Origin of the sequence: Gilliamella sp. B3022, from assembly GCF_028751545.1 — a bacterium.
GTDB lineage: Bacteria > Pseudomonadota > Gammaproteobacteria > Enterobacterales > Orbaceae > Gilliamella.
Genome location: NZ_CP071867.1, coordinates 877,534 through 898,737 on the forward strand (window position 1 = coordinate 877,534; position 21,204 = coordinate 898,737).

Consider the following 21,204-nt stretch of genomic DNA (forward strand, 5'->3'; position numbering starts at 1 on the left):
TTTTAACCCAACTGCTTACGTGCATTGCGGAATATTCGCATCCATGGACTGTCTTCCCCCCAATTATCAGGATGCCATGAATTAGTTACTGTTCTAAATACTCGTTCAGGGTGAGGCATCATAATGGTTGCACGGCCATCACTTGAAGTCACAGCCGTAATACCATTTGGTGAGCCATTTGGATTAGCAGGATACTGTTGTGTTACATTGCCGAAATGATCAATGTAACGTACTGTAATTAATCCTGATGTTTCTAATTCAGATAAGTGAGCATCATCTCGAATTTCAACTCGCCCTTCCCCATGTGATACTGCAATTGGCATATGCGAACCCGCCATATCAGTAAAAAATAATGAAGGGCTAGATTGAATTTGTACCAAACTAAAACGTCCTTCAAATCGTTCTGATAAATTACGCACAAAACGTGGCCATAAATCAGCACCAGGAATTAGATCTTTTAAATTTGACATCATTTGACAACCATTACAGACACCTAATGATAAAGTATCATTACGATGAAAAAATTGTTCAAATTCATATCTAGCTTGCTCATTAAATAAAATTGATTTAGCCCATCCCTCTCCAGCACCTAAAACATCACCATATGAGAAACCACCGCAAGCAACAAGAGTATGAAATTGATCTAAAGTCACCTGACCAGATAATAAATCAGTCATATGGACATCAATTGATTCAAAACCAGCTCGATTAAATGCAGCGGCCATTTCAACATGAGAGTTAATACCTTGTTCACGTAAAATCGCAACTTTCGGTTTCACTCCTTTTAATATATAAGGTGCGGCAAGGTCTTGCATTGGATCAAACGTAAGCCATACATTCAAGCCCGGATCATCATTATTTTGTTTGGCTTGATGTTCTTGATCGGCACACGCTGGATTATCACGTAAACGTTGCATTTGCCATGTGGTTTCAGCCCACCATGTTCTTAATGTTAAACGAGATTCGCTATAAACTACTGCTATATTATTACGTATAATGAATTGCTGTCCTGCTTTTGCTTTACCTAGCGTATGAATCGCATGAGAAAGTTCAAACTGCTTAAAGCATGCCATTACCCTATCTAAATCCTTTCCACGAATTTGAATAACGGCCCCCAGTTCCTCATTAAATAGAGAAGCAATCACATCACTACCAAGCGTATGAATATCGACATCAATACCACAATGCCCAGCAAAAGCCATTTCCGCCAGGGTAACTAATAAACCACCATCTGAACGGTCATGGTAAGAGACTAGCAAACTATCCGCGATTAATGTTTGGATAGCTTGATAAAAAGATGCTAATTCATTAGCATCATGAACATCAGCTGTTTTTTGCCCTAAATGACGATAAACTTGTGCTAATGCAGTTGCCCCCAATGCTTGATGACCTTTGGATAAATCAATAAGCAATAATAAATTATCTTTATCTGTGCATAATTGAGGTGTGACAGTTTTACGAACATCTTCAACTCGAGCAAATGCGGAAATTACTAGCGACAATGGTGAAATTACTGCTTTTTGTTCACCATCTTGTTGCCATGTTGTTTTCATTGACATTGAATCTTTACCAACAGGAATCGCCAACCCTAAAGCTGGACATAATTCTTCGCCAATAGCCTTAACTGCTTCATACAGACCGGCATCTTCACCTGGATGACCTGCAGCAGCCATCCAATTAGCCGAAAGCTTAATCCGTTTAATATCGCCAATGTTGGTCGCTGCAATATTGGTAATTGCTTCACCAACAGCTAATCTTGCTGATGCAGCGTAATTAAGTAGTGCAACAGGAGCACGCTCACCAATCGACATAGCCTCACCATAATAACTGTCTAAACTTGCTGTTGTCACTGCACAATCGGCAACGGGTACTTGCCAAGGTCCAACCATTTGATCGCGAACAACCATTCCTGTTACCGAACGGTCACCAATCGTAATTAAAAAAGTTTTTTCAGCAATCGTTGGCAAATGTAAAACGCGTTTAACCGCGTCATATAAATTAATGTCATTTGGTGAAAAATTATCACCATGAGCTTGTCGAGACTTAACCTCTCGTAGCATTTTAGGGGGTTTACCAAGTAAAACATCTAAAGGTAAATCTATCGGATTATTATTAAAATGTTCATCATGTAAAACTACCGCTTTATTTAATGTAGCCTCTCCGATAACTGCATAAGGTGTACGTTCGCGTTTACAAAATTCATCAAATAACTCAAGACTTTCTGGATGAATAGCCAGCACATAACGCTCTTGTGATTCATTACACCAAATTTCCAACGGCGACATACCTGATTCATCACTTAATATTTTACGTAATTCAAACTGCCCCCCACAGCCACCATCACTAACCAGTTCCGGCATAGCGTTAGACAAGCCACCTGCACCGACATCATGGATAAACAAAATAGGATTTTCATCACCAAGTTGCCAGCAACGATCTATCACTTCTTGGCAACGCCGTTCCATTTCAGCGTTATCACGTTGAACTGATGCAAAATCAAGATCAGCATTAGATTGCCCAGATGTCATTGAAGAGGCTGCTCCTCCTCCCAAACCGATATTCATGGCAGAGCCACCAAGAACAATTAATTTGGAACCAATAGGGAATTCCCCTTTTTGGATATGTTCACGGCGAATATTTCCCAAACCACCGGCTAACATAATAGGTTTATGATATCCTCTAACTTCTTCACCATTAAAGCTATTTACTTTTTCCTCATATGTACGAAAATAGCCTAACAATGCAGGACGCCCAAACTCATTATTAAATGCGGCACCTCCTAAAGGTCCATCCATCATAATGTCAAAAGCGCTCACTATTCTGTCAGGTTTGCCAAAATCTTGTTCCCATGGTTGTTCAAAATTTGGGATTCGTAAATTTGAAACTGAAAAGCCAACTAATCCAGCTTTCGGTTTGGCACCTTTTCCTGTTGCACCTTCGTCACGGATCTCACCACCACTACCTGTTGCCGCACCTGGCCAAGGTGATATCGCTGTTGGATGATTATGCGTTTCAACCTTCATTAAAATATCTACATATTCCTGATGATAATTGTAGGTTCGATTTCCATAATCAGCAAAAAATCTACCTACTTTAGAACCTTCCATAACCGCGGCATTATCTTTATAAGCAGATGAAACATAATCAGGTACATTTTCAAAGGTGTTCTTTATCATTTTAAACAATGATTTAGGCTGCTTAATACCATCAATAATCCAATCTGCATTGAAAATTTTATGTCGACAATGCTCTGAATTTGCTTGCGCAAACATATACAGTTCAATATCTGTTGGATTACGATTTAATTTTTTAAAACTTTCAACTAAATAATCAATTTCATCAGATGCTAACGCTAAACCTAACTTGATATTAGTCTCCTCGAGTGCCTGTCGTCCTTGACCTAACAAATCCACAACAATTACTGGTGCTGGTTCATCAACTTTAAATAATTGTTCTGCTTGATCAAATCTGGTTAATACGGCTTCCATCATACGATCATGAATTAACTCGGCAAATTCATCTTTTTGAGATTGAGTCATTGGCAAACTTGTTGCAATGTAATAAGCAATACCCCGCTCAATACGATGAATTTGTGTTAAACCACAGTTATGAGCAATATCAGTTGCTTTTGAGGACCATGGAGAAATCGTGCCAGCACGAGGCGTGACTAAAAAGAGTTGTCTATTGGTATTACAATCTTCATTTACGTGAACAGATTTCGGACCATATTTTAATAATTTTTCAAGTATTGATTGTTGCTCAACTGTAAACTCATCAATTGAATCAATAAAATGGATAAATTGAGCTTCAAGGCTAATAACGGGAATGGATTTTTCATGACAAATAGATAAGATTTTACTAATACGAAATGCGGATAAAGCAGAAGAACCAGCTAAAATTTTCATGCTAATTACTCTTTTTAAGACCAAAATAGGTAAAAAATAGAGCAATAGTATAAAAGAAACTGCACATTATGGCTATCTTAAAAACAGTTTATATTGTGTGGATAATCATGCATTAAGTTGCCTAACTTTATGATAAGTATTGAATATCAAATAAATAATAGAGAAATGATAATGAATAATGGTATCATGTTATTTAATGAATCGTAAAATTTATAAGTTGTGTTTACTGAATAATATATTGAGAGGAAAATTAAGGTAAATGATTCTTGCAATTGATGTTTATTACATAAATAACCAAGCAAAATCTGTAGGAATTTTATTTAATCATTGGGCTGATAATAAATGTGATATTGAAAGAATCATTATTGATTATCAAAATAATGTTGCCCCTTATCAATCAGGTCAGTTTTATCAACGAGAACTACCTTGTATAATGTCACTTTTAAATAAAATCGATTTAAGCAAAATTACCACAATTGTTATTGATGGATATGTGCACTTGAATAACGGTAAGATAGGATTAGGTGGATATTTATATAATGCTTTAGATAAAAAAATACCCATTATTGGAGTAGCGAAAAAACCTTTTTATGAAAATAGTGAATACTTAATCGAAGTAGCTCGAGGGCAAAGTAAACATCCTTTATATGTCACTGCTTTAGGTATATCATTAGAAAAGGCTGCGGAAAATGTAAAATCAATGTCAGGTAAATATAGAATACCTGATTTACTTAACTATCTAGATCAACAAACAAAATTATTTAAATTTGAAGATTAAAGATTAAATTTTAATAATCCGCCGACCTAAGTCGGCGAATGTCATGTTATTGTTTAAGCATCGTTCCAACTATCTCTCAATCCGACAGTTCGATTGAATACCAAATTATCATCTGAGGCATATTTGCTGTCTAAACAAAAGTAACCTTCACGTTCAAACTGAAAAGCCTTACCGATCTCTGCATATTGTAAACTTGGCTCAACAAAACCTCTTTTAATCAATAAAGAATTAGGATTAATGGTCGATAAAAAGTCATCGGCTGATCCAGGATTTGGCGTATTAAACAAACGATCGTAAAGACGAATTTCAGCTGGTTTTGCAAATTTAGCTGACACCCAATGAATTACACCTTTAATTTTACGCCCATCTTCTGGATTTTTATTTAATGTAGTAGGATCATAAGTACAATAGATCGTTTGGATATTACCTTCTGAGTCTTTTTCAACGCGATCAGCACGAATTACATAAGCATTACGCAAACGAACTTCTTTTCCTAAAACTAAACGCTTATAATTTTTATTAGCTTCTTCTCTAAAATCAGCACGATCGATATAAATTTCACGAGTAAAAGTCACTTCACGATTACCTAACTCTGGACGATTAGGATGATTAGGCATGCTTAATACTTCATCAAGTGTTTCTGAAAAGTTCTCAATTACTATTTTAACAGGATCAAGCACTGCCATAGCACGTGGGGCATTCTCATTAAGATCTTCACGAATACAAAACTCAAGCGTACTCATCTCAACGGTATTTTCTTGTTTAGTTACGCCAATACGACGGCAAAATTCACGAATCGAGGCTGGTGTATATCCACGGCGACGTAGGCCTGAAACAGTAGGCATACGTGGATCATTCCAACCATCAACAATTTTTTCTGTCACTAACAACGTCAGTTTACGTTTAGAAGTTATTGCATACTCTAAATTTAAACGAGAAAACTCATACTGATGCGGACGAGCCTCAATTGTAATGTTATCCAACACCCAATCATATAAACGCCGATTATCTTGGAACTCAAGTGTACAGAGAGAATGGGTAATATTTTCAATCGCATCGGAAATACAATGGGTAAAATCGTACATTGGATAGATACACCACTTATTACCTGTTTGGTGATGCTCTGCAAATTTAATGCGATATAAAACAGGATCGCGCATGACAATGAATGGAGATGTCATATCGATTTTAGCGCGTAAACAAGCCTTCCCTTCAGCAAAGATACCTTCTCTCATTTGTTTAAAAAGTGCCAAATTTTCATCAACACTACGGTTGCGGTAAGGACTATTTTTACCTGGTTGAGTTAGCGTTCCTCGATATTCACGAATTTCATCAGCTGATAGTTCATCAACATAAGCGAGTCCTTTTTCGATAAGCTCAATAGCATACTCATATAAACGGTCGAAATAATCAGATGAATAACAAATTTCACCATCCCACTCAAAACCTAACCAGCGTACATCTTCTTTAATTGACTCAACATATTCAATATCTTCTTTAACTGGATTAGTATCATCAAAACGTAAATTACATTTACCCTGATAATCCTGAGCTAGGCCAAAGTTTAAACATATTGATTTAGCATGACCTATATGTAAATAACCATTTGGCTCCGGTGGAAAACGAGTATGTGTTGTTTTATATTTTCCTGCTGCAAGATCTGCATCTATAATTTGGCGAATAAAATTTGTTGGACGATTATCAGTCTCAGCCGGTAGTGAACCGCTCATAAAAAACCTCTGATTTTATATTTCAATGACGAATTTAAAAATTTGTTCTGTCACTTTTTATCATTTTGACTAAAGAATATAACAAATTTTTTCTTTTTCTGAAATGGAAAAAAAGCAGACTTTTTATTCCGATAAAACACTATGTTTTACTAAAATTTATGCTTTACCTAATATTTCTGACAAGATAATCAACAAGAAAGAATGATTAAAAATCGTTAAAATCACCACGATACATTAAATCTAATAAACAGTTGGTCCTTCTTTGACAAATAGCATTGCAGTTATTCCAACCATAGTAATAACTGCAGCTAAGTAAAAACCACTATTTAAACTTACCGTTTTATCGGCAATCAAGTCTGAAAAATAAGGAGCACAGATTGATGCAGCCATACAAAAAAACTATACAGTCCAAATACAGTACTTAATGATGCTTTTGATGCATTATCAGAAACTAAAGCTATCAACACGGTATTTAAACTAATTTTACCAATATATCGCCAGGAACAAGTGATGGTATTTGAAATATTGTATAAGCGAAAAAAACAAACTTATCATGCCCCCCATTTTGTGCTTTATTTAAACCAAACTGGGATTGTAATTCTCATACTAAAGGAATTAAAACAGATCTTCCAGCATAAATAACATTACAATCCAAAAAGAAAAATTATCACAAACTTGATCCAATAAAATTTTGGAATTGAATGCATTGACTTATTTGTCATAATATTTACCTCACTGTTCAATAAAGTAAATATTATCTTATGATAAACTGTAAAAAATAACTTATTGAAACTTAATAATTATGATCATATTTAATAATAACGCATTAATTATAAGAAAATGATTAACAATCGTTAGACTTTAATGAAATCACAAACCTTGCTCCTCCAAGAGGGCTAGTAACGACGAAAGCATTACCATCATGAAATTCTGCCATTAATTTGACATATGCTAAACCAAGGCCATAACCACCAGTAGAACGTGTTCGACTGGTATCTAGTCTAGCAAAGGGCATAAAAATCTTTTCACGTGCTTCAAACGGAACGCCTGGTCCATCATCATCAATTTCAATTACTACGCTATTTTTCTGTTTTGTAATATTTAATACTGCTTTATGCGTAGCATATTTAAATGCATTTAGAAGTAAATTTTTAACAATTGTTTCTGCTAAATTAGTATCAATGATAGCTAAAACATCCTGACTATTGCACACTAATTCAAATCCTTTTGGTTTAAATAATGCTAAGGACTGACAGACTTTTTCAACCCATTGTTTTAATGAAACTTGAGTTAAGTTTAACTCAATATTACTCTGTTGCATTTTAAAGTAATTTAAGCTGGCACTGATTAAGGTTTCTAATTCGTTAATATCATCACTCATACCTTTTTGTAGAAGCAATTTTTCTTGTTCATCATTAGATTCTTCAAGCATACTAAGCTCAAATCGCATACGGGCAAGTGGTGTGCGCAGTTCGTGTGCCATAGCATGCGAGATAGTTTGGTTCGTACCAACTAAATGTTCTATGTGTGTTCCCATATTATTTAGAACTTTTGCGAGTGGTTTGAATAACCAGCCTTTAACGTTTTCAGTTCTGGCTTTTAAATTGCCCTGCCCAAGCTGTTCTGCAGTTTGTCTTATATTTACTAAATCTTTCCAAACTGCACTAAAAGCAAAATAGATTAGAATAAAAAAGATGATCGCACTAAATAACGCCCAAATAATTAAAAAAACACTTAATGACATAGTGTTAGACTGTAATATATCGCGCATTACGATAGGACCTAACTGTAATAAATTACCATCATTTAAATCAATGTAGACAACTTCTTTATCACTATCAAAAGAAAAACCAAGATTTTTTAATTCTTGAAAAACTGAATGCGGTAAAACCGTATTGATTGGTAAAATTTCTATTGGGTAGCCAAAATAAGGTTGCAACTCGTCAACAACTTCTTGCAAAGGACGATTTTTATTTTCGTTAATTCTCATACGAATTAAGTTTACTGTACCTCGTTGTGACTCACGAAATACAAGATGATCATCGGGCATATCAGTTAATGAGGAAGGTAAAGAATCAAATACCAATAAAGCTCCATAAGCAATGATACACTGCAAAGAAAGTAATATAACGAGATAAAATACAATTCGTCTATTAAAAAATAGTGGTTTGGCTAATAATTGACTCAATGACTATCCCCCTCACGCATGAATAAGTAACCTTTTCCTCGAACCGTTTTAATTCGTGATGGATTGTCAGGATCATCGAGCAATTTACGGCGAAGTCTTGATATACGGGAATCAATAGAACGATCGCTACCATCAAAATCAATACCACGCACTTGAGAAAAAATATCATCCCTTGATAATATGTTTCCAGCATTATTAGCCAATAACCATAGAAGATCAAATTCCGCGGTAGTTAAATCTATCTCTTGTTCTTGTAATACTACTTTCCTATTTTCGCCATCTATCACTAAGTTATCAAAAATAAGGGTTTTGTTATTTAAGGGCATAACCCATTCTTTGCCACAATCTTTTTCATTTTCTATCTGTTTACGTCGTAACAAGGCACGTATTCGAGCAAGTAATAATCTTGGTTCAACTGGTTTTGCCAAATAATCATCAGCACCAAGTTCAAGTCCGACAATTTCATCGATGTTATCTTCACTGGCTGTCATGATTAAAATATAATTGGCGAACCAGCCTCGTATATCACGACAAATATCAAAACCTGATTTTTGTGGCAACATTACATCTAATATGACCAAATCTGGATTGAGTTGACGAATTTTTTCTTCTGCTCCTTCACCACTATTATGCCAATCAACAGTATACCCTTGCCGAACAAGGTATACTTGTATGAGGTTGGCTAATCTTGGATCGTCTTCAATGATTAATATACGTTCGCTCATTATCGATTCTCATTACTATAGCTTATACCGAGTGAACCTCATTATACAGACAATTTCACCCTCGTTACAAAATATATACAAAGAGCCCACAAAGTTTAAAACTACTTTATGAGAAAATTTGCGCCATTATCTACAATTAGACTATTTTGATTTTAAAATGAATACTTTTTCATCGATGGCTGACCATCTTTTTTATCCATCTTATACTCAGCATCAGACTCCTATTGTCTTATGTGATTTTGATGGAACCATCAGTGTTAATGATGTAACCGATACTTTACTGAGTTATTTCGGGCAAGATGGTTGTGATGAGCTTGAAGAAATGTGGGTTAATGGCAAAATTGGCTCTCAAGAATGCATGAGTAAACAAATTGCTCTAATGGATGCCAGTTTAGAGGAACTCAATCAAGTTCTCTCCAAGATTGAAATCGATCCAATGTTTAAATCGTTTATTAATTATACCGAACAAAAGAATATTCCTGTTCATGTTGTGAGTGATGGGTTAGATTACGCAATACAGTTTGTATTAAAACGTCATGGAATTGAACATTTGCCTATTTTTGCCAATAAGTTGCTTCATGATAATAACCGTAGTTGGCGACTTGAATTTCCTTATGCCAATAAGGATTGTATTAAACAAAGTGGTAATTGCAAATGTAATCATGTTAAAAAGCAACAATATTTCCCCCAAATACTTTTTGTAGGAGATGGTACCTCAGACTACTGTGTATCACATAATGTTGATTATGTTTTTGCCAAAGACAAACTAGTGAATTACTGTAAAAAAAATAAGATTGCGCACTGTGCTATCAATAGTTTTGCTGATGTAACCAAAGCATTAGAACAAGCACAACATTCTTTAATTCCCATCATGATAGTAAAATAGTAAAGGCATAATAATGAGTACAATGCAAGATTTATCTTATTTTTTACCTGGTAATAAAAATGGTGTACTTCTAATTCATGGCTTAACTGGTACGCCGAATGAAATGCGAATTTTAGCTAATGGTTTACATAAAGCTGGATTTACAGTTTATGCTATTCAACTAGCCGGTCATTGTGGTACCGAAGCTGATCTTTGTAAAACATCATGGCAAGATTGGTACCAAAGTGTACAAGAAGGGGCTGATTACTTAGCTCAACATGTTGATAATGTTTATGTTGCTGGATTATCAATGGGTGCACTTTTAGCACTGAAACTAGCCGCTGATAGACCAGAACAAATTAAGGGTGTTGGCGTTTTAGCACCAACTTTTTATTACGATGGCTGGAGTATGCCTTTTTGGGCAAAAAAATTCTTCTTTTTGTTGGTTTATTTTAAAAAATTAAGAATTTTCCAAAAAGTGTCTTTTATTGAAAAACCACCATATGGACTTAAAGATGAACGGATTCGAGCCGTCGTATCTGAAAGCATGTTAAGTGGTGATGCAGCTTCAGCAGGACTTGCAGGAAATCCCTTCCCAGCACTTGCCGAAATGCAATTACTTGCCAAGGATGTACGTGCTCAACTGCCTAATGTTGTTTCACCATGTTTAATTATGCACTCAGGTAATGATGATATCGCCAATATTGAAACCAATGCAAAACTAGTTGAAAAAAACGTTTCTGGCTCCAAAAAACTAGTGATCTTAAATGACAGTTATCATTTGATAACAATTGATAGTCAACGTCGGGAAGTGATTAAAGAGTGCATTATATTCTTCAATAATATAGCAAAAGGAATAGAGTCATAATGTCACCATTAGTAATGATACTTTGGGTTAGTAACATCTGTTTTGATACTTTAGGACAAGTCGCTTTTAAATTTGCTGCCATCTCACCAAATAATCGTGATGGTTGGTATTATTGGCTAGATTTGGCAAAAAATCATTGGATTTGGATTGGCATTATCTCTTATGTTGCAGAATTTTTATTATGGTTGGCATTTTTAACTTTAGTTCCCCTTTCACAAGGTGTATTGCTAGCCTCATTTAATATTATTACTATTATGATTGTTGGACGTATTATTTTCAAAGAGCTGCTTACCTTTTATCGTTTAATTGGCATGCTATTAATTACTACTGGCGTCATTTTTGTAGGAATGTCTTAAATATGGCTAGATTCTATCTTATCGGTTTTTCAGTATTACTTTTTTTTGATACTATTGCACAATGTAGTTTTAAATTAACCGCTATCCATGCCCAACCTCTAGAAATGAGTATGGATTGGTTAGTGCGGGTTTTTACTAACCCATGGATTTATATATCAATAACAGGATATATTCTTACTTTTTTCACCTGGATGACGTTATTAAAAAAAGCACCAGTCGGTCCAGCATTTGCCGCATCTCACTTTGAAGTAGTAACGGTAATGATTGCATCAATCTGGTTATTTCAGGAACCTATTACGTTATTTAAATTAATCGGTACAATTCTAATTGTTTCAGGAATTTTGTTTTTAGCATTAGCAGAAGGCAAATTATCTAAACAGAATTCTTCTAAACATCATCCTTAAATTTTTTTCAGATCTTTGGAAAAGTAGGTCTAAGTTTTATACTCAAACACCTACATTTCCTCAAACTTTTTGACAATAGTTTATCCTGAAATAGCTTTCAATAACGTTAGATTAAGCTGATGTTGCTCTTTCTGCCAATTGATAAGATCATCAGATGATATGCTGGGTTGCTTATCTAGTGAACTAAGAAAACGTTTAAACCAATTTGTCGGTTTCCATATAGAAAGTTCCCCTGTAATATCACTACCAACAAGCCTTGGTTTGATTGAGGTGATAGTATCAAGGATATGATATGTTTGTAATTTACCCTGATCCCAATTGGTATGTACAACTTCTTCACTTAATGCATCTTTATCAATCGATAAATAAACAGGTTGTGCGCTATGATATTGTTCTGAAAGAAAGCTAGCAATAAGATCATCAGGGGTAGCAAAATGGCGAAAAGCATGACTTAAGCCAATTTTTTTTGCCCAAGTAACATTGACATCTAAACTCCAATAAGTCAGTTTTTTATGGAATAGCGGTGACCATCTGTTTTCCCAAAAATGAGAAAGACCAATGTCTTGAGATGAAATACCTAAAACATGTACGCGGCTAACAAAAGGTAAACTTGCCACGTAACTAATCCATGATCCGCAATGTATTCCAAATAAATAACGCATATTGTCAGGATGATTATCAAAAACGACAACTTGAATGGGATTGCTAGCTGAATATTCTTTAGCTAAACGTTCAATCAATAATAACGAAACATGATGAAAATCTCCACTTCCCATTAACACCGTTCCATATTTATCAGGTAGGGATTGTTGCAACACTTTTTTAAAGTGAAAGAATTTTTTCTCAGTACAGCCAAAGCGAATGGCATCCTGCCACTCAGTCACATCGATGGTTTTAGCATTGTTTATCTTACCTACACTTTTATCGAAATTGAGTATAATAGGACAGGTCATGCTACTTTCTCCTTGTCACTTTCAAAGTGACCAATCAATTTACGTAATATTACACGTAATAATGGATTACGAATATATACTAAATGTTTAGTAAATGTGAATTTAGCACCCAATGATGCTTTTACTTCAGGATCTGTCCAACCTGCAATATAATAATTAAATCCTTGTTGCAACGCATATTCAAGATTTACAAACCAGCTTACGAAGTAAAGATTTAGTTCTCTTGCTTTTGGATAAACCATGCCGATATATTTATCAATCAGCATATTATTTACTTCAAAACAGATATTAAAACCAATAAATACTCCATTATTGTGATAAGTAAAAATATGGGCTTTGGCTGCTTTACTTTGCAATAATTGAATAAAAAATGGTTTAGTTAATAAATCAAAATGTATTTCGCTTTGCTGATAAACATTAAGATAAAGTTGATAATATTCGTCTTGAACATCTTGATTAAAAAAGCATTCATCCCCACTATGCAAAATATTAATGTCTAATTTATCGCGTGATTTTAGTTTTCTTCTAAAATTTTTTCGTCGACTATACGAAAAACGCGAGAAAACTTCGTTTATATCAACAAAATCAATAGGTAACCAAGCTAATGCTTGTCCTTCAACTTCGATATAGCCTTGTTCTTTTAACGCTTCAATAAGCTGCTCTGAATAGTGGTTATCGTATTCACTTAATAACGGGGATGCTAAAGGAAGATCTTTAACAATCATAAAAGGATATTGTTTGGCATAAGTTGTTTTAAGATGTTTAGCTAATTGATTAGCATCAACCTTATCTGTTAATAACGTATATTCCGAAACAGTTGTCCCAACAAAACAGGTTCTTGGCTGTAACCAATGTTTCCATTTTTTATAAAAAGGAAATTTTTGAATTTTATATTTAAAATCATCATTTGCAGTTGTAAGTAAATCAAACTTGGCAGAAAAAACAGGCACATCATCATCACTTAACCAAGCTGAAAAATCCTGTGGCGGATAAGTTAAAAAGCTGTCTATTAATTCATTTTTTTCTAACTGATTGATGTATTTCATAAATTTAATAAATGGTTGGCTATAAAACGCAACCTGCCAACAAAAGTTGGCAGGAAGAATAGAATTAAAGGATTAAAGTTCTTTTTTTGCTCGTGTGATTAATTGATCGAGCAATTCGATACCTTGATCGATTTCTTGACGAGAAATATGTAATGATGGAGCAAAGGTGATAACATTTTTATAGTAACCACCAATATCGAGCACCAAGCCCATTTTGTTACCTTTCCAATCAAGATCACCTGACATACCAATATCTACCATTTTATCAACTAAGGCTTTGTTAGCGGTAAATCCATCTTCGGTACAAATTTCAGCGCGAAGTGCAAGACCTAGACCATCAACTTCGCCTATCTCTTTATGTTTCTTCTCTAGTGTTTTTAATCCTTCAAGGAAGTATGCTCCGCTATCCATTACCATTTTTTCGTAATCTGTTTCAGAAGTCATTTTTAATACTTCTAAACCAACTGCAGTACCTAAAGGATTTGAAGCAAACGTAGAGTGAGTTGAGCCAACTGGGAATACTTCCGGATTGATTAACTCTTCACGAGCCCATAAGCCACCTAATGGATTTAAACCATTAGTTAATGCTTTCGCAAATACCACCACATCAGGTTTAACATCAAAATGCTCAATTGACCATAATTTACCAGTACGATAAAAGCCCATTTGAATTTCATCAACAACTAATAAAATACCATATTGATCTAAAACTTTTTTCAGACCTTTAAAGTAATTACGTGGAGGAACAATATAACCACCCGTTGCTTGTAACGGTTCGGCATAAAATGCAGCATATTCAGCCTGTCCTACTTTTGGATCCCATACACCGTGATATTCAGTTTCAAATAAACGAGCAAACTCAGCAACTAAATGTTCACCATATTCTTCTGCTGTCATTCCTTTTGGACGACGAAACGGATATGGGAATGGTACAAACATTGCACGATCACCAAAGTGACCATAACGACGACGGTAACGGTAGCTTGAGGTAATTGAAGATGCACCCAAAGTACGGCCATGGTAACCACCTTGAAATGCAAACATCAGAGATTTACCACCAGTAGCATTACGAACGACTTTTAATGAATCTTCAATACATTGTGAACCACCAACATTAAAATGAACTCGCCCTTGGTAACCGAATCGCTGCTCCATACCTTGAGCAATTGTTTTGGCTAATTCGATTTTAGTAGGATGTAAATACTGGCTAGCGCATTGTGGTAAAGTATCAATTTGCTTTTTAAGTACGTTATTTAAACGTTCATTAGCATAACCAAAGTTACAAGCAGAGTACCACATTTGTAAATCAAGGAAGGCTTTACCTTCTTTATCATACATGTAACTACCTTCACAGCCATCAAAAATCTTTGGTGGTTCAACATAATGCACGGTATCACCAAATGAACAATATTTTGCTTCATCAGCCAATAACGTTGCATCGTCGGGCCGACTATTAATCATTTCTAAAGTTGGTTTACTCATAATTTATCTCACTAATCCATATTCAAATATGACAAAATGTGGCATTATTATTAAGGAAATTCATTTGTTACAATGTACAATTAATGTATTGATTGTGTGACCAAGACTCCAGATGAATAATATTCGATTAGATGATAGCGTTATTACTTAAATGGATATAAAAAAGATGAAAAAAACATTTTGTTCAATTCCTATTTTATCAATAATTACTTTATCAACTATACCAACTGTATCTGCCAATCCAACATCTATTGGATTAGGTATTGGTTGGGGGAATTCTCCGTATAAAAGTTACAGTTCAAAGTTTTATCCAGTTCCTCATATTGATTATGACAATGGTCTATTTTTTATCGATGATTTATCAGCTGGCATTTATGCTTATAATACAAATAATCAAAGTTTATCCATTGGAGCACGTTACTTATCTAACGAATTCAAACCAAATGACTCCAATAATCATCAATTAAAACTTCTTGATAACCGTCACTCAACCCTATTGGCTGAAATTGAATACTCTATAGATACTAATTTTGGAAGTTTTTCTAGTAGTATAGGAGCTGATATACTAGATGAAAGTAATAGTTTATTAGCCAATGCTGATTATAGTATTCCTTATATGCAAGGTAACTTAATAATTGTTCCAACTATAGGTGTAAATTGGGCAAACAGCAAACATAACGATTATTACTATGGTATTTCTCATAAAGAATCATCGCGTTCAAAATTACATTACTTTAATGTTGACAGCTCATTTACGCCTTACGCTGAAATAGGAGCACAATATTTATTAACTGACAACATTGCTACATTTGGTAGTGTACATATTGATAAATTAACTGGTGATGCTGCGGACAGTCCAATGGTTGATAATAGTACAGTAACATCAGTTTATATGGGCATATCTTATAAATTCTAACCTTAGAAACATGCTGAATCTAAGCACAATAATAAAACTATGACTGTTTTACAATTTACAGGCAGTTAATAAAAACTAAACATGCTAAAATAATAACCATAAACACATTTTAGGAACGATAAATCCATGCTTTGGTTTAAAAATGCCATTATTTATCAATTAAATAATGACACGTTACTCAATAAAGATGCTATTGAAAAAGCAATTAAATCTCAAATGTTTACCCCATGTGGCAACTTAGATACAACAAAAATGGGCTGGGTTTCACCCTATCATGACAATAACCAAAATGATTTTATTGTCGATATGCAAGGTCATTTATTATTACGTATAAAAAAAGAAACCAAAATATTACCAGCGCCAGTCATTAAACAAACTTTATTAGAAAAAATTGATAAACAAGAACAAGCTCTAAGTAGAAGACTTACAAAAAACGAGAAGGCTAGCTTAAAAGATGAAGTTTTAATTGACTTAATGCCAAGGGCTTTTAGTAAATATAACCATTATTGGCTTTGGATTGATACTGAAAATAAACGTATTATTGTTGATTGTAGTAGTTTTAAACAAGCTGAAGATATTCTCGCGATTTTACGCAAAGAACTTGGTTCATTAGCATTAACTCCACTATCAATTGACAAACCACTTGAACAGATTATGACCTCATGGGTTAAAGAAAAGCTTAATTTTTCACCCTTTATATTAGGTGATCAAGCTGAACTTAAAGATCCGCTCGAAGGTAATGGAATTATCAGCTGTAAAAATCAAGAAATCACAAGCGATGAAATGCGCGTTCATTTTGATTCGGGTAAATGGATTACAAAAATGAAAATTGTCGATGAGAGAGGTGTTAACTTTATCGTCAATTCTGACCTAACATTTAAACGAATAAAATTTGATTCTATAATACTAGATGAAAATGAAGATATAAGCTCAGATGAATTTGATAAACGACTTGAAGCTGACTTTTTTATTATGTCAAAAGTGTTATCCAATACGGTAAATGATTTTACTACAGTGATTAACAAAATATTTTGATAACATTGTTTAAATTTTTTAAAGGCGATATCATTAGATATAGATTTGTATACAAGATATGCTATAATCAACTAGGATTATGTATAGCATAATTAATACAACAATAAGTAATTGTTCTTTTATTTAAAGTGAAATTTAAACAAAAGGAAACTAAACATCGTCTATAACAACATTAAAGTTGAGGCAAAAAAATGAAAAAAACAACTCTAGCTCTAGCAATTGCAGTTGCAAGCTTAACAGCTACTGCAGCTAATGCAGCATATGAAGATAACACTTTTTATACAGGTGCTAAATTAGGTTGGTCAGAACTCTACAGATTAGATGCAAATAAAATTCGTGAAAACTCTAACGTTGGTGTTAGCACTTCTGATCGTAGCAATATCGGCGGCGGTGCTTTTCTTGGTTTCCAAGCAAATCCTTATCTTGCATTTGAATTAGGATATGACTGGTTGGGTTCTGCTAAATATAAAAAGACTTACAATTATCAAGGCACTCACAGTGATCTAGGTCACAGTAAAGTTTCAGCACAAGGTGTTTCTTTAACTGGTAAATTAAGTTATCCAATATCATTCATTTCTGATGACCTTGATATTTATGCTCGTGCAGGTGGAATGGTAACTATTGCTAAGTGGAAAAATAGCGGCTTAGTTAAAGATGTAAATGGACACGGCGGAACTAAAACTGACTTATCTCCTGTTTATGCATTAGGTCTTGACTATCGCTTTGATGAAGACTTCTCTACTCGTTTAGAATATCAATATGTTCAACATATCCATACTAAAACTAATGCATCACCAGACGCCGGTTTATTAACTTTAGGTATTACTTACCGTTTAGGTTCACCTGTTGTAGCAGCACCTGAAGTTGAAGTTAAAACACAAGAAAATCGTTATGTATTAAATGAAGATGTATTATTTGCCTATGCGAAATCTGACTTAAAAGCTGAAGGTCGTCAAGCATTAGACAACTTATTAACATCACTTGTTAAAATTAACCCAACTCAAAGCGCTATCGTTGTAATTGGTCATACTGACCGTATTGGTTCAGATACCTATAATCAAAAACTTTCTGAGCAACGCGCACATTCAGTAATGAAATACCTAGTAGAAAAAGGTGTTCCAGCTGATCTAATCAGTGCACGTGGTGTGGGTAAAACACAACCAGTTACAGGTACTAAATGTAATGCACTTCGTGGCGCTAACTTAAAAGCATGTTTAGCACCAGATCGTCGTGTTGAAATTGAAGTTAAAGCACGTAATATTCAAGAAGTTAAAGTTATTGATACAACAAATTAATTATTACTTCTACTTGAAAAACCCAGTTAAACTGGGTTTTTTTATCTATATAATTTTTATTCATCAAATTATATAGTCACCCCTATCTATAAATTACCCACAAAAAAGATTATAATTACAGAAGCATTGTTAGTAATTAAAATTAAAGGAGTTGCTGTGCCTACCGCTATTTGGCAAGATTGTCTTTCTCAATTACAAGAAGAACTTCCAACAACTGAATTTAATTTATGGATTCGACCATTGCAAGCGGAAATGGTTGATAACAAACTCTATATTTATGCCCCTAACAGATTTGTGTTAGATTGGGTCAGAAATAAATATTTAACAACAATATCTCAATTACTAAATAAGCATTTTAATAATGATTCTTTGAAATTGCATCTCGAAGTTGGTTCAACACTTTCGATGGATAAAAAAATCAAAAATGAACAACCAAAAGCAGAACTTGTTCCTGCTTGGAAAATGACTAAAGAAACTAATAGCAATCACGCTTATCACTCAGGTATTAATCATAAGCACACATTTAATAGCTTTGTTGAAGGCAAATCTAATCAACTTGCTGTTGCTGCTGCTAAACAAGTTGCCCAGAATCCAGGCAAGGCTTATAACCCATTGTTTTTATACGGTTCAACTGGATTAGGCAAAACTCATTTATTGCATGCTGTTGGTAATCAAATAATTGATGAAAAAGATAATGCAAAAGTTGTTTATATGCATTCAGAACGTTTTGTGCAAGATATGGTAAAAGCCTTACAAAATAATGCAATTGAAGAGTTTAAAAACTATTATCGTTCTGTTGATGCATTACTTATTGATGATATACAATTTTTTGCGAATAAAGAACGTTCTCAAGAAGAATTCTTTCATACTTTTAATTCATTACTAGAGGGTAACCAACAAATTATATTAACTTCAGATCGTTATCCAAAAGAGATAAATGGCGTAGAGGATCGTTTAAAATCACGTTTTGGCTGGGGATTAACAATAGCAATAGAGCCACCGGAACTTGAAACCCGTGTGGCAATTTTAATGAAGAAAGCAGAAGAAAATAATATTAAACTGCTTGAAGAGGTTGCTTTTTTTATTGCTAAACGTTTACGTTCCAATGTGCGTGAATTAGAAGGGGCGCTTAATCGCGTTATTGCTAACGCTAATTTTACTGGCAAATCAATTACTATTGATTTTGTAAAAGATGCTCTAAAAGATTTACTCGCCTTGCAAGAGAAACTTGTTACTATTGAAAATATACAAAAGACAGTTGCTGAGTATTATAAAATCAAAGTATCTGATTTGTTATCAAAACGTCGTTCACGATCTGTTGCAAGACCACGTCAAGTTGCAATGGCATTAGCGAAAGAATTAACAAACAAAAGTCTTCCTGAAATTGGTGATGGATTTGGAGGAAGAGATCATACAACAGTATTACATGCATGTCGTAAAATCGCAGAATTAAAAGAAGAAAACAACGATATTAAAGAAGATTATTCCAATTTAATACGAACATTATCAACCTAAAAAAGAATCAACATTATGAAATTTATTATCGATCGCGAAAAACTTATCAAACCATTGCAACTTGTTAGCGCACCACTAAGTAGTCGCCCAACACTACCAATTTTAGGTAATTTATTATTACAAGTGAGTGATAATGTTTTATCAATGACAAGTACAGATCTTGAAATTGAAATGATTTCTCATTTACCTTTGATTGAAGCAAGCGAACCGGGTGCAACAACAGTTCCCGCGAAAAAATTTCTCGATATCTGTCGTAATTTACCCAGCAATGCTCAAATTTCAATAACTGTTGACGATAACCGATTAATTATTCAATCAGGTCGAAGTAAATTTTCATTAACAACACTACCTGCTAGTGATTTCCCTAATCTTGAAAATTGGCAAAGTGATATTGATCTTTCCGTTCCACAAAAAACCATAAAACGACTTATTGATGCAGTTCAATTCTCAATGGCTAATCAAGATGTAAGGTATTATTTAAATGGTATGCTATTTGAAATTGAAGATGGTTTATTAAAATCGGTTGCGACTGATGGTCACCGCTTAGCATTTTGTGCTCAGCCTGTTGGGCAAAATATTTCTACTGCTTGCTCAGTTATTCTTCCAAGAAAAGGCGTCATTGAACTTGCGAAACTTGTTGGTGATAATGAGGAACCGATTAACATACAAATTGGTAATAATAATTTACGTGTTAATCTTGGTGATTTTACTTTTACTTCAAAATTAATTGATGGAAGATTTCCAGACTACAAACGAGTACTACCTCGAAATCCAGATAAACCTCTAGAAGTATCTTGTGATGAATTAAGGAATGCTTTATCTCGCGTAGCAATTTTATCTAATGAAAAATTCCGCGGAATAAGATTGTATGTACATAATAATCAAATAAAAATCACAGCAAATAATCCAGAACAAGAAGAAGCCGAAGAGTTAATTGATGTAAAATATGAATCAGCAGAACTTGAAATTGGCTTTAACGTAACGTATTTATTAGATATATTAAATACATTAAAATGTGATAGCGTACAGCTTTTATTAACTGATGCAACATCAAGTGTTCAGATTGAAGACATTAATGACCAATCAGCCACTTATGTTGTTATGCCAATGCGTTTATAATCAAATCTCATTTAGCTTCTGACG

General features: G+C 34.1%; 18 protein-coding genes. 10 read left to right on the forward strand and 8 right to left on the reverse strand.

Features of this window, described 5'->3' with window-relative positions; genetic code table 11:
- Positions 1-2: 2 nt before the first annotated feature.
- On the reverse strand, positions 3-3,905 hold the full coding sequence (gene purL, locus J4T76_RS03875; RefSeq protein ID WP_267354622.1) for a phosphoribosylformylglycinamidine synthase: 3,903 nt from the start codon (positions 3,903-3,905) through the stop codon (positions 3-5).
- Between the two features lie 259 nt (positions 3,906-4,164).
- On the opposite strand from purL, the gene J4T76_RS03880 reads away from it, so the two are divergent.
- Entirely contained in the window at positions 4,165-4,683 is a 519-nt protein-coding gene (locus J4T76_RS03880) for an endonuclease V (protein WP_267340380.1), read from the forward strand.
- A gap of 53 nt (positions 4,684-4,736) precedes the next feature.
- On the opposite strand, the gene glnS is transcribed toward J4T76_RS03880, so the two are convergent.
- The 4 genes from glnS to J4T76_RS03900 all read right to left on the reverse strand — a co-directional run bounded on the left by glnS (position 4,737) and on the right by J4T76_RS03900 (position 9,326).
- The gene (gene glnS / locus J4T76_RS03885) at positions 4,737-6,413 is read right to left on the reverse strand and encodes a glutamine--tRNA ligase (protein ID WP_267340378.1); all 1,677 of its coding nucleotides are present in this window, start codon (positions 6,411-6,413) and stop codon (positions 4,737-4,739) included.
- 240 nt (positions 6,414-6,653) lie between these two features.
- Positions 6,654-6,803, reverse strand: coding sequence for a hypothetical protein (locus J4T76_RS03890; protein WP_267340377.1), 150 nt, complete (start codon positions 6,801-6,803; stop codon positions 6,654-6,656).
- Between the two features lie 454 nt (positions 6,804-7,257).
- A complete protein-coding gene (locus J4T76_RS03895) occupies positions 7,258-8,601 on the reverse strand; it encodes an ATP-binding protein (protein WP_267340375.1) in 1,344 nt (447 codons plus the stop codon).
- Positions 8,598-9,326, reverse strand: coding sequence for a response regulator transcription factor (locus J4T76_RS03900; RefSeq protein WP_267340374.1), 729 nt, complete (start codon positions 9,324-9,326; stop codon positions 8,598-8,600). Before J4T76_RS03900 ends, J4T76_RS03895 begins: the two co-directional genes overlap by 4 nt.
- A 157-nt stretch (positions 9,327-9,483) precedes the next feature.
- On the opposite strand from J4T76_RS03900, the gene J4T76_RS03905 reads away from it, so the two are divergent.
- Genes J4T76_RS03905 through J4T76_RS03920 form a run of 4 tightly spaced genes read left to right on the forward strand, consistent with a single transcriptional unit; the run spans position 9,484 to position 11,819 of the window.
- Positions 9,484-10,212 carry an MtnX-like HAD-IB family phosphatase gene (locus tag J4T76_RS03905; RefSeq protein ID WP_267340373.1) on the forward strand — a complete coding sequence of 243 codons (729 nt, stop codon included), beginning with the start codon at positions 9,484-9,486 and terminating at the stop codon, positions 10,210-10,212.
- 13 nt (positions 10,213-10,225) lie between these two features.
- Complete coding sequence (locus J4T76_RS03910; protein WP_267355841.1) at positions 10,226-11,059, forward strand: alpha/beta hydrolase; 834 nt, start codon at positions 10,226-10,228, stop codon at positions 11,057-11,059.
- A complete protein-coding gene (locus J4T76_RS03915; protein ID WP_267340369.1) occupies positions 11,059-11,415 on the forward strand; it encodes an EamA family transporter in 357 nt (118 codons plus the stop codon). Before J4T76_RS03910 ends, J4T76_RS03915 begins: the two co-directional genes overlap by 1 nt.
- 2 nt (positions 11,416-11,417) lie before the next feature.
- Positions 11,418-11,819 carry a DMT family transporter gene (locus J4T76_RS03920; protein ID WP_267340367.1) on the forward strand — a complete coding sequence of 134 codons (402 nt, stop codon included), beginning with the start codon at positions 11,418-11,420 and terminating at the stop codon, positions 11,817-11,819.
- Positions 11,820-11,899: 80 nt separating this feature from the next.
- Here the strand turns inward: J4T76_RS03920 and J4T76_RS03925 are convergent, their stop codons facing one another.
- The 3 genes from J4T76_RS03925 to J4T76_RS03935 all read right to left on the reverse strand — a co-directional run bounded on the left by J4T76_RS03925 (position 11,900) and on the right by J4T76_RS03935 (position 15,300).
- Positions 11,900-12,772, reverse strand: a complete 873-nt coding sequence (locus tag J4T76_RS03925) for an arginase family protein (protein ID WP_267345459.1) — start codon at positions 12,770-12,772, stop codon at positions 11,900-11,902.
- Positions 12,769-13,818, reverse strand: a complete 1,050-nt coding sequence (locus tag J4T76_RS03930; protein ID WP_267340363.1) for a peptidogalycan biosysnthesis protein — start codon at positions 13,816-13,818, stop codon at positions 12,769-12,771. The genes J4T76_RS03925 and J4T76_RS03930 overlap by 4 nt, the downstream gene beginning before the upstream one ends.
- Before the next feature lie 72 nt (positions 13,819-13,890).
- A complete protein-coding gene (locus J4T76_RS03935; protein WP_267340362.1) occupies positions 13,891-15,300 on the reverse strand; it encodes an aspartate aminotransferase family protein in 1,410 nt (469 codons plus the stop codon).
- Positions 15,301-15,466: 166 nt separating this feature from the next.
- Between J4T76_RS03935 and J4T76_RS03940 the strand changes: the two genes are divergently transcribed.
- From J4T76_RS03940 to dnaN, 5 genes are all read left to right on the forward strand, one after another.
- A complete protein-coding gene (locus J4T76_RS03940; protein WP_267340361.1) occupies positions 15,467-16,216 on the forward strand; it encodes a MipA/OmpV family protein in 750 nt (249 codons plus the stop codon).
- Between the two features lie 126 nt (positions 16,217-16,342).
- Entirely contained in the window at positions 16,343-17,251 is a 909-nt protein-coding gene (locus J4T76_RS03945; protein WP_267340360.1) for a recombination-associated protein RdgC, read from the forward strand.
- Positions 17,252-17,442: 191 nt separating this feature from the next.
- Positions 17,443-18,546 (forward strand): porin OmpA, encoded by a 1,104-nt coding sequence (gene ompA / locus J4T76_RS03950; RefSeq protein ID WP_267340359.1) that lies wholly within the window; start codon positions 17,443-17,445, stop codon positions 18,544-18,546.
- Positions 18,547-18,702: 156 nt separating this feature from the next.
- Positions 18,703-20,061 carry a chromosomal replication initiator protein DnaA gene (gene dnaA / locus J4T76_RS03955; RefSeq protein ID WP_267340358.1) on the forward strand — a complete coding sequence of 453 codons (1,359 nt, stop codon included), beginning with the start codon at positions 18,703-18,705 and terminating at the stop codon, positions 20,059-20,061.
- Positions 20,062-20,076: 15 nt separating this feature from the next.
- The gene (gene dnaN / locus J4T76_RS03960) at positions 20,077-21,180 is read left to right on the forward strand and encodes a DNA polymerase III subunit beta (protein WP_267340356.1); all 1,104 of its coding nucleotides are present in this window, start codon (positions 20,077-20,079) and stop codon (positions 21,178-21,180) included.
- The last annotated feature ends 24 nt before the right edge of the window (positions 21,181-21,204 follow it).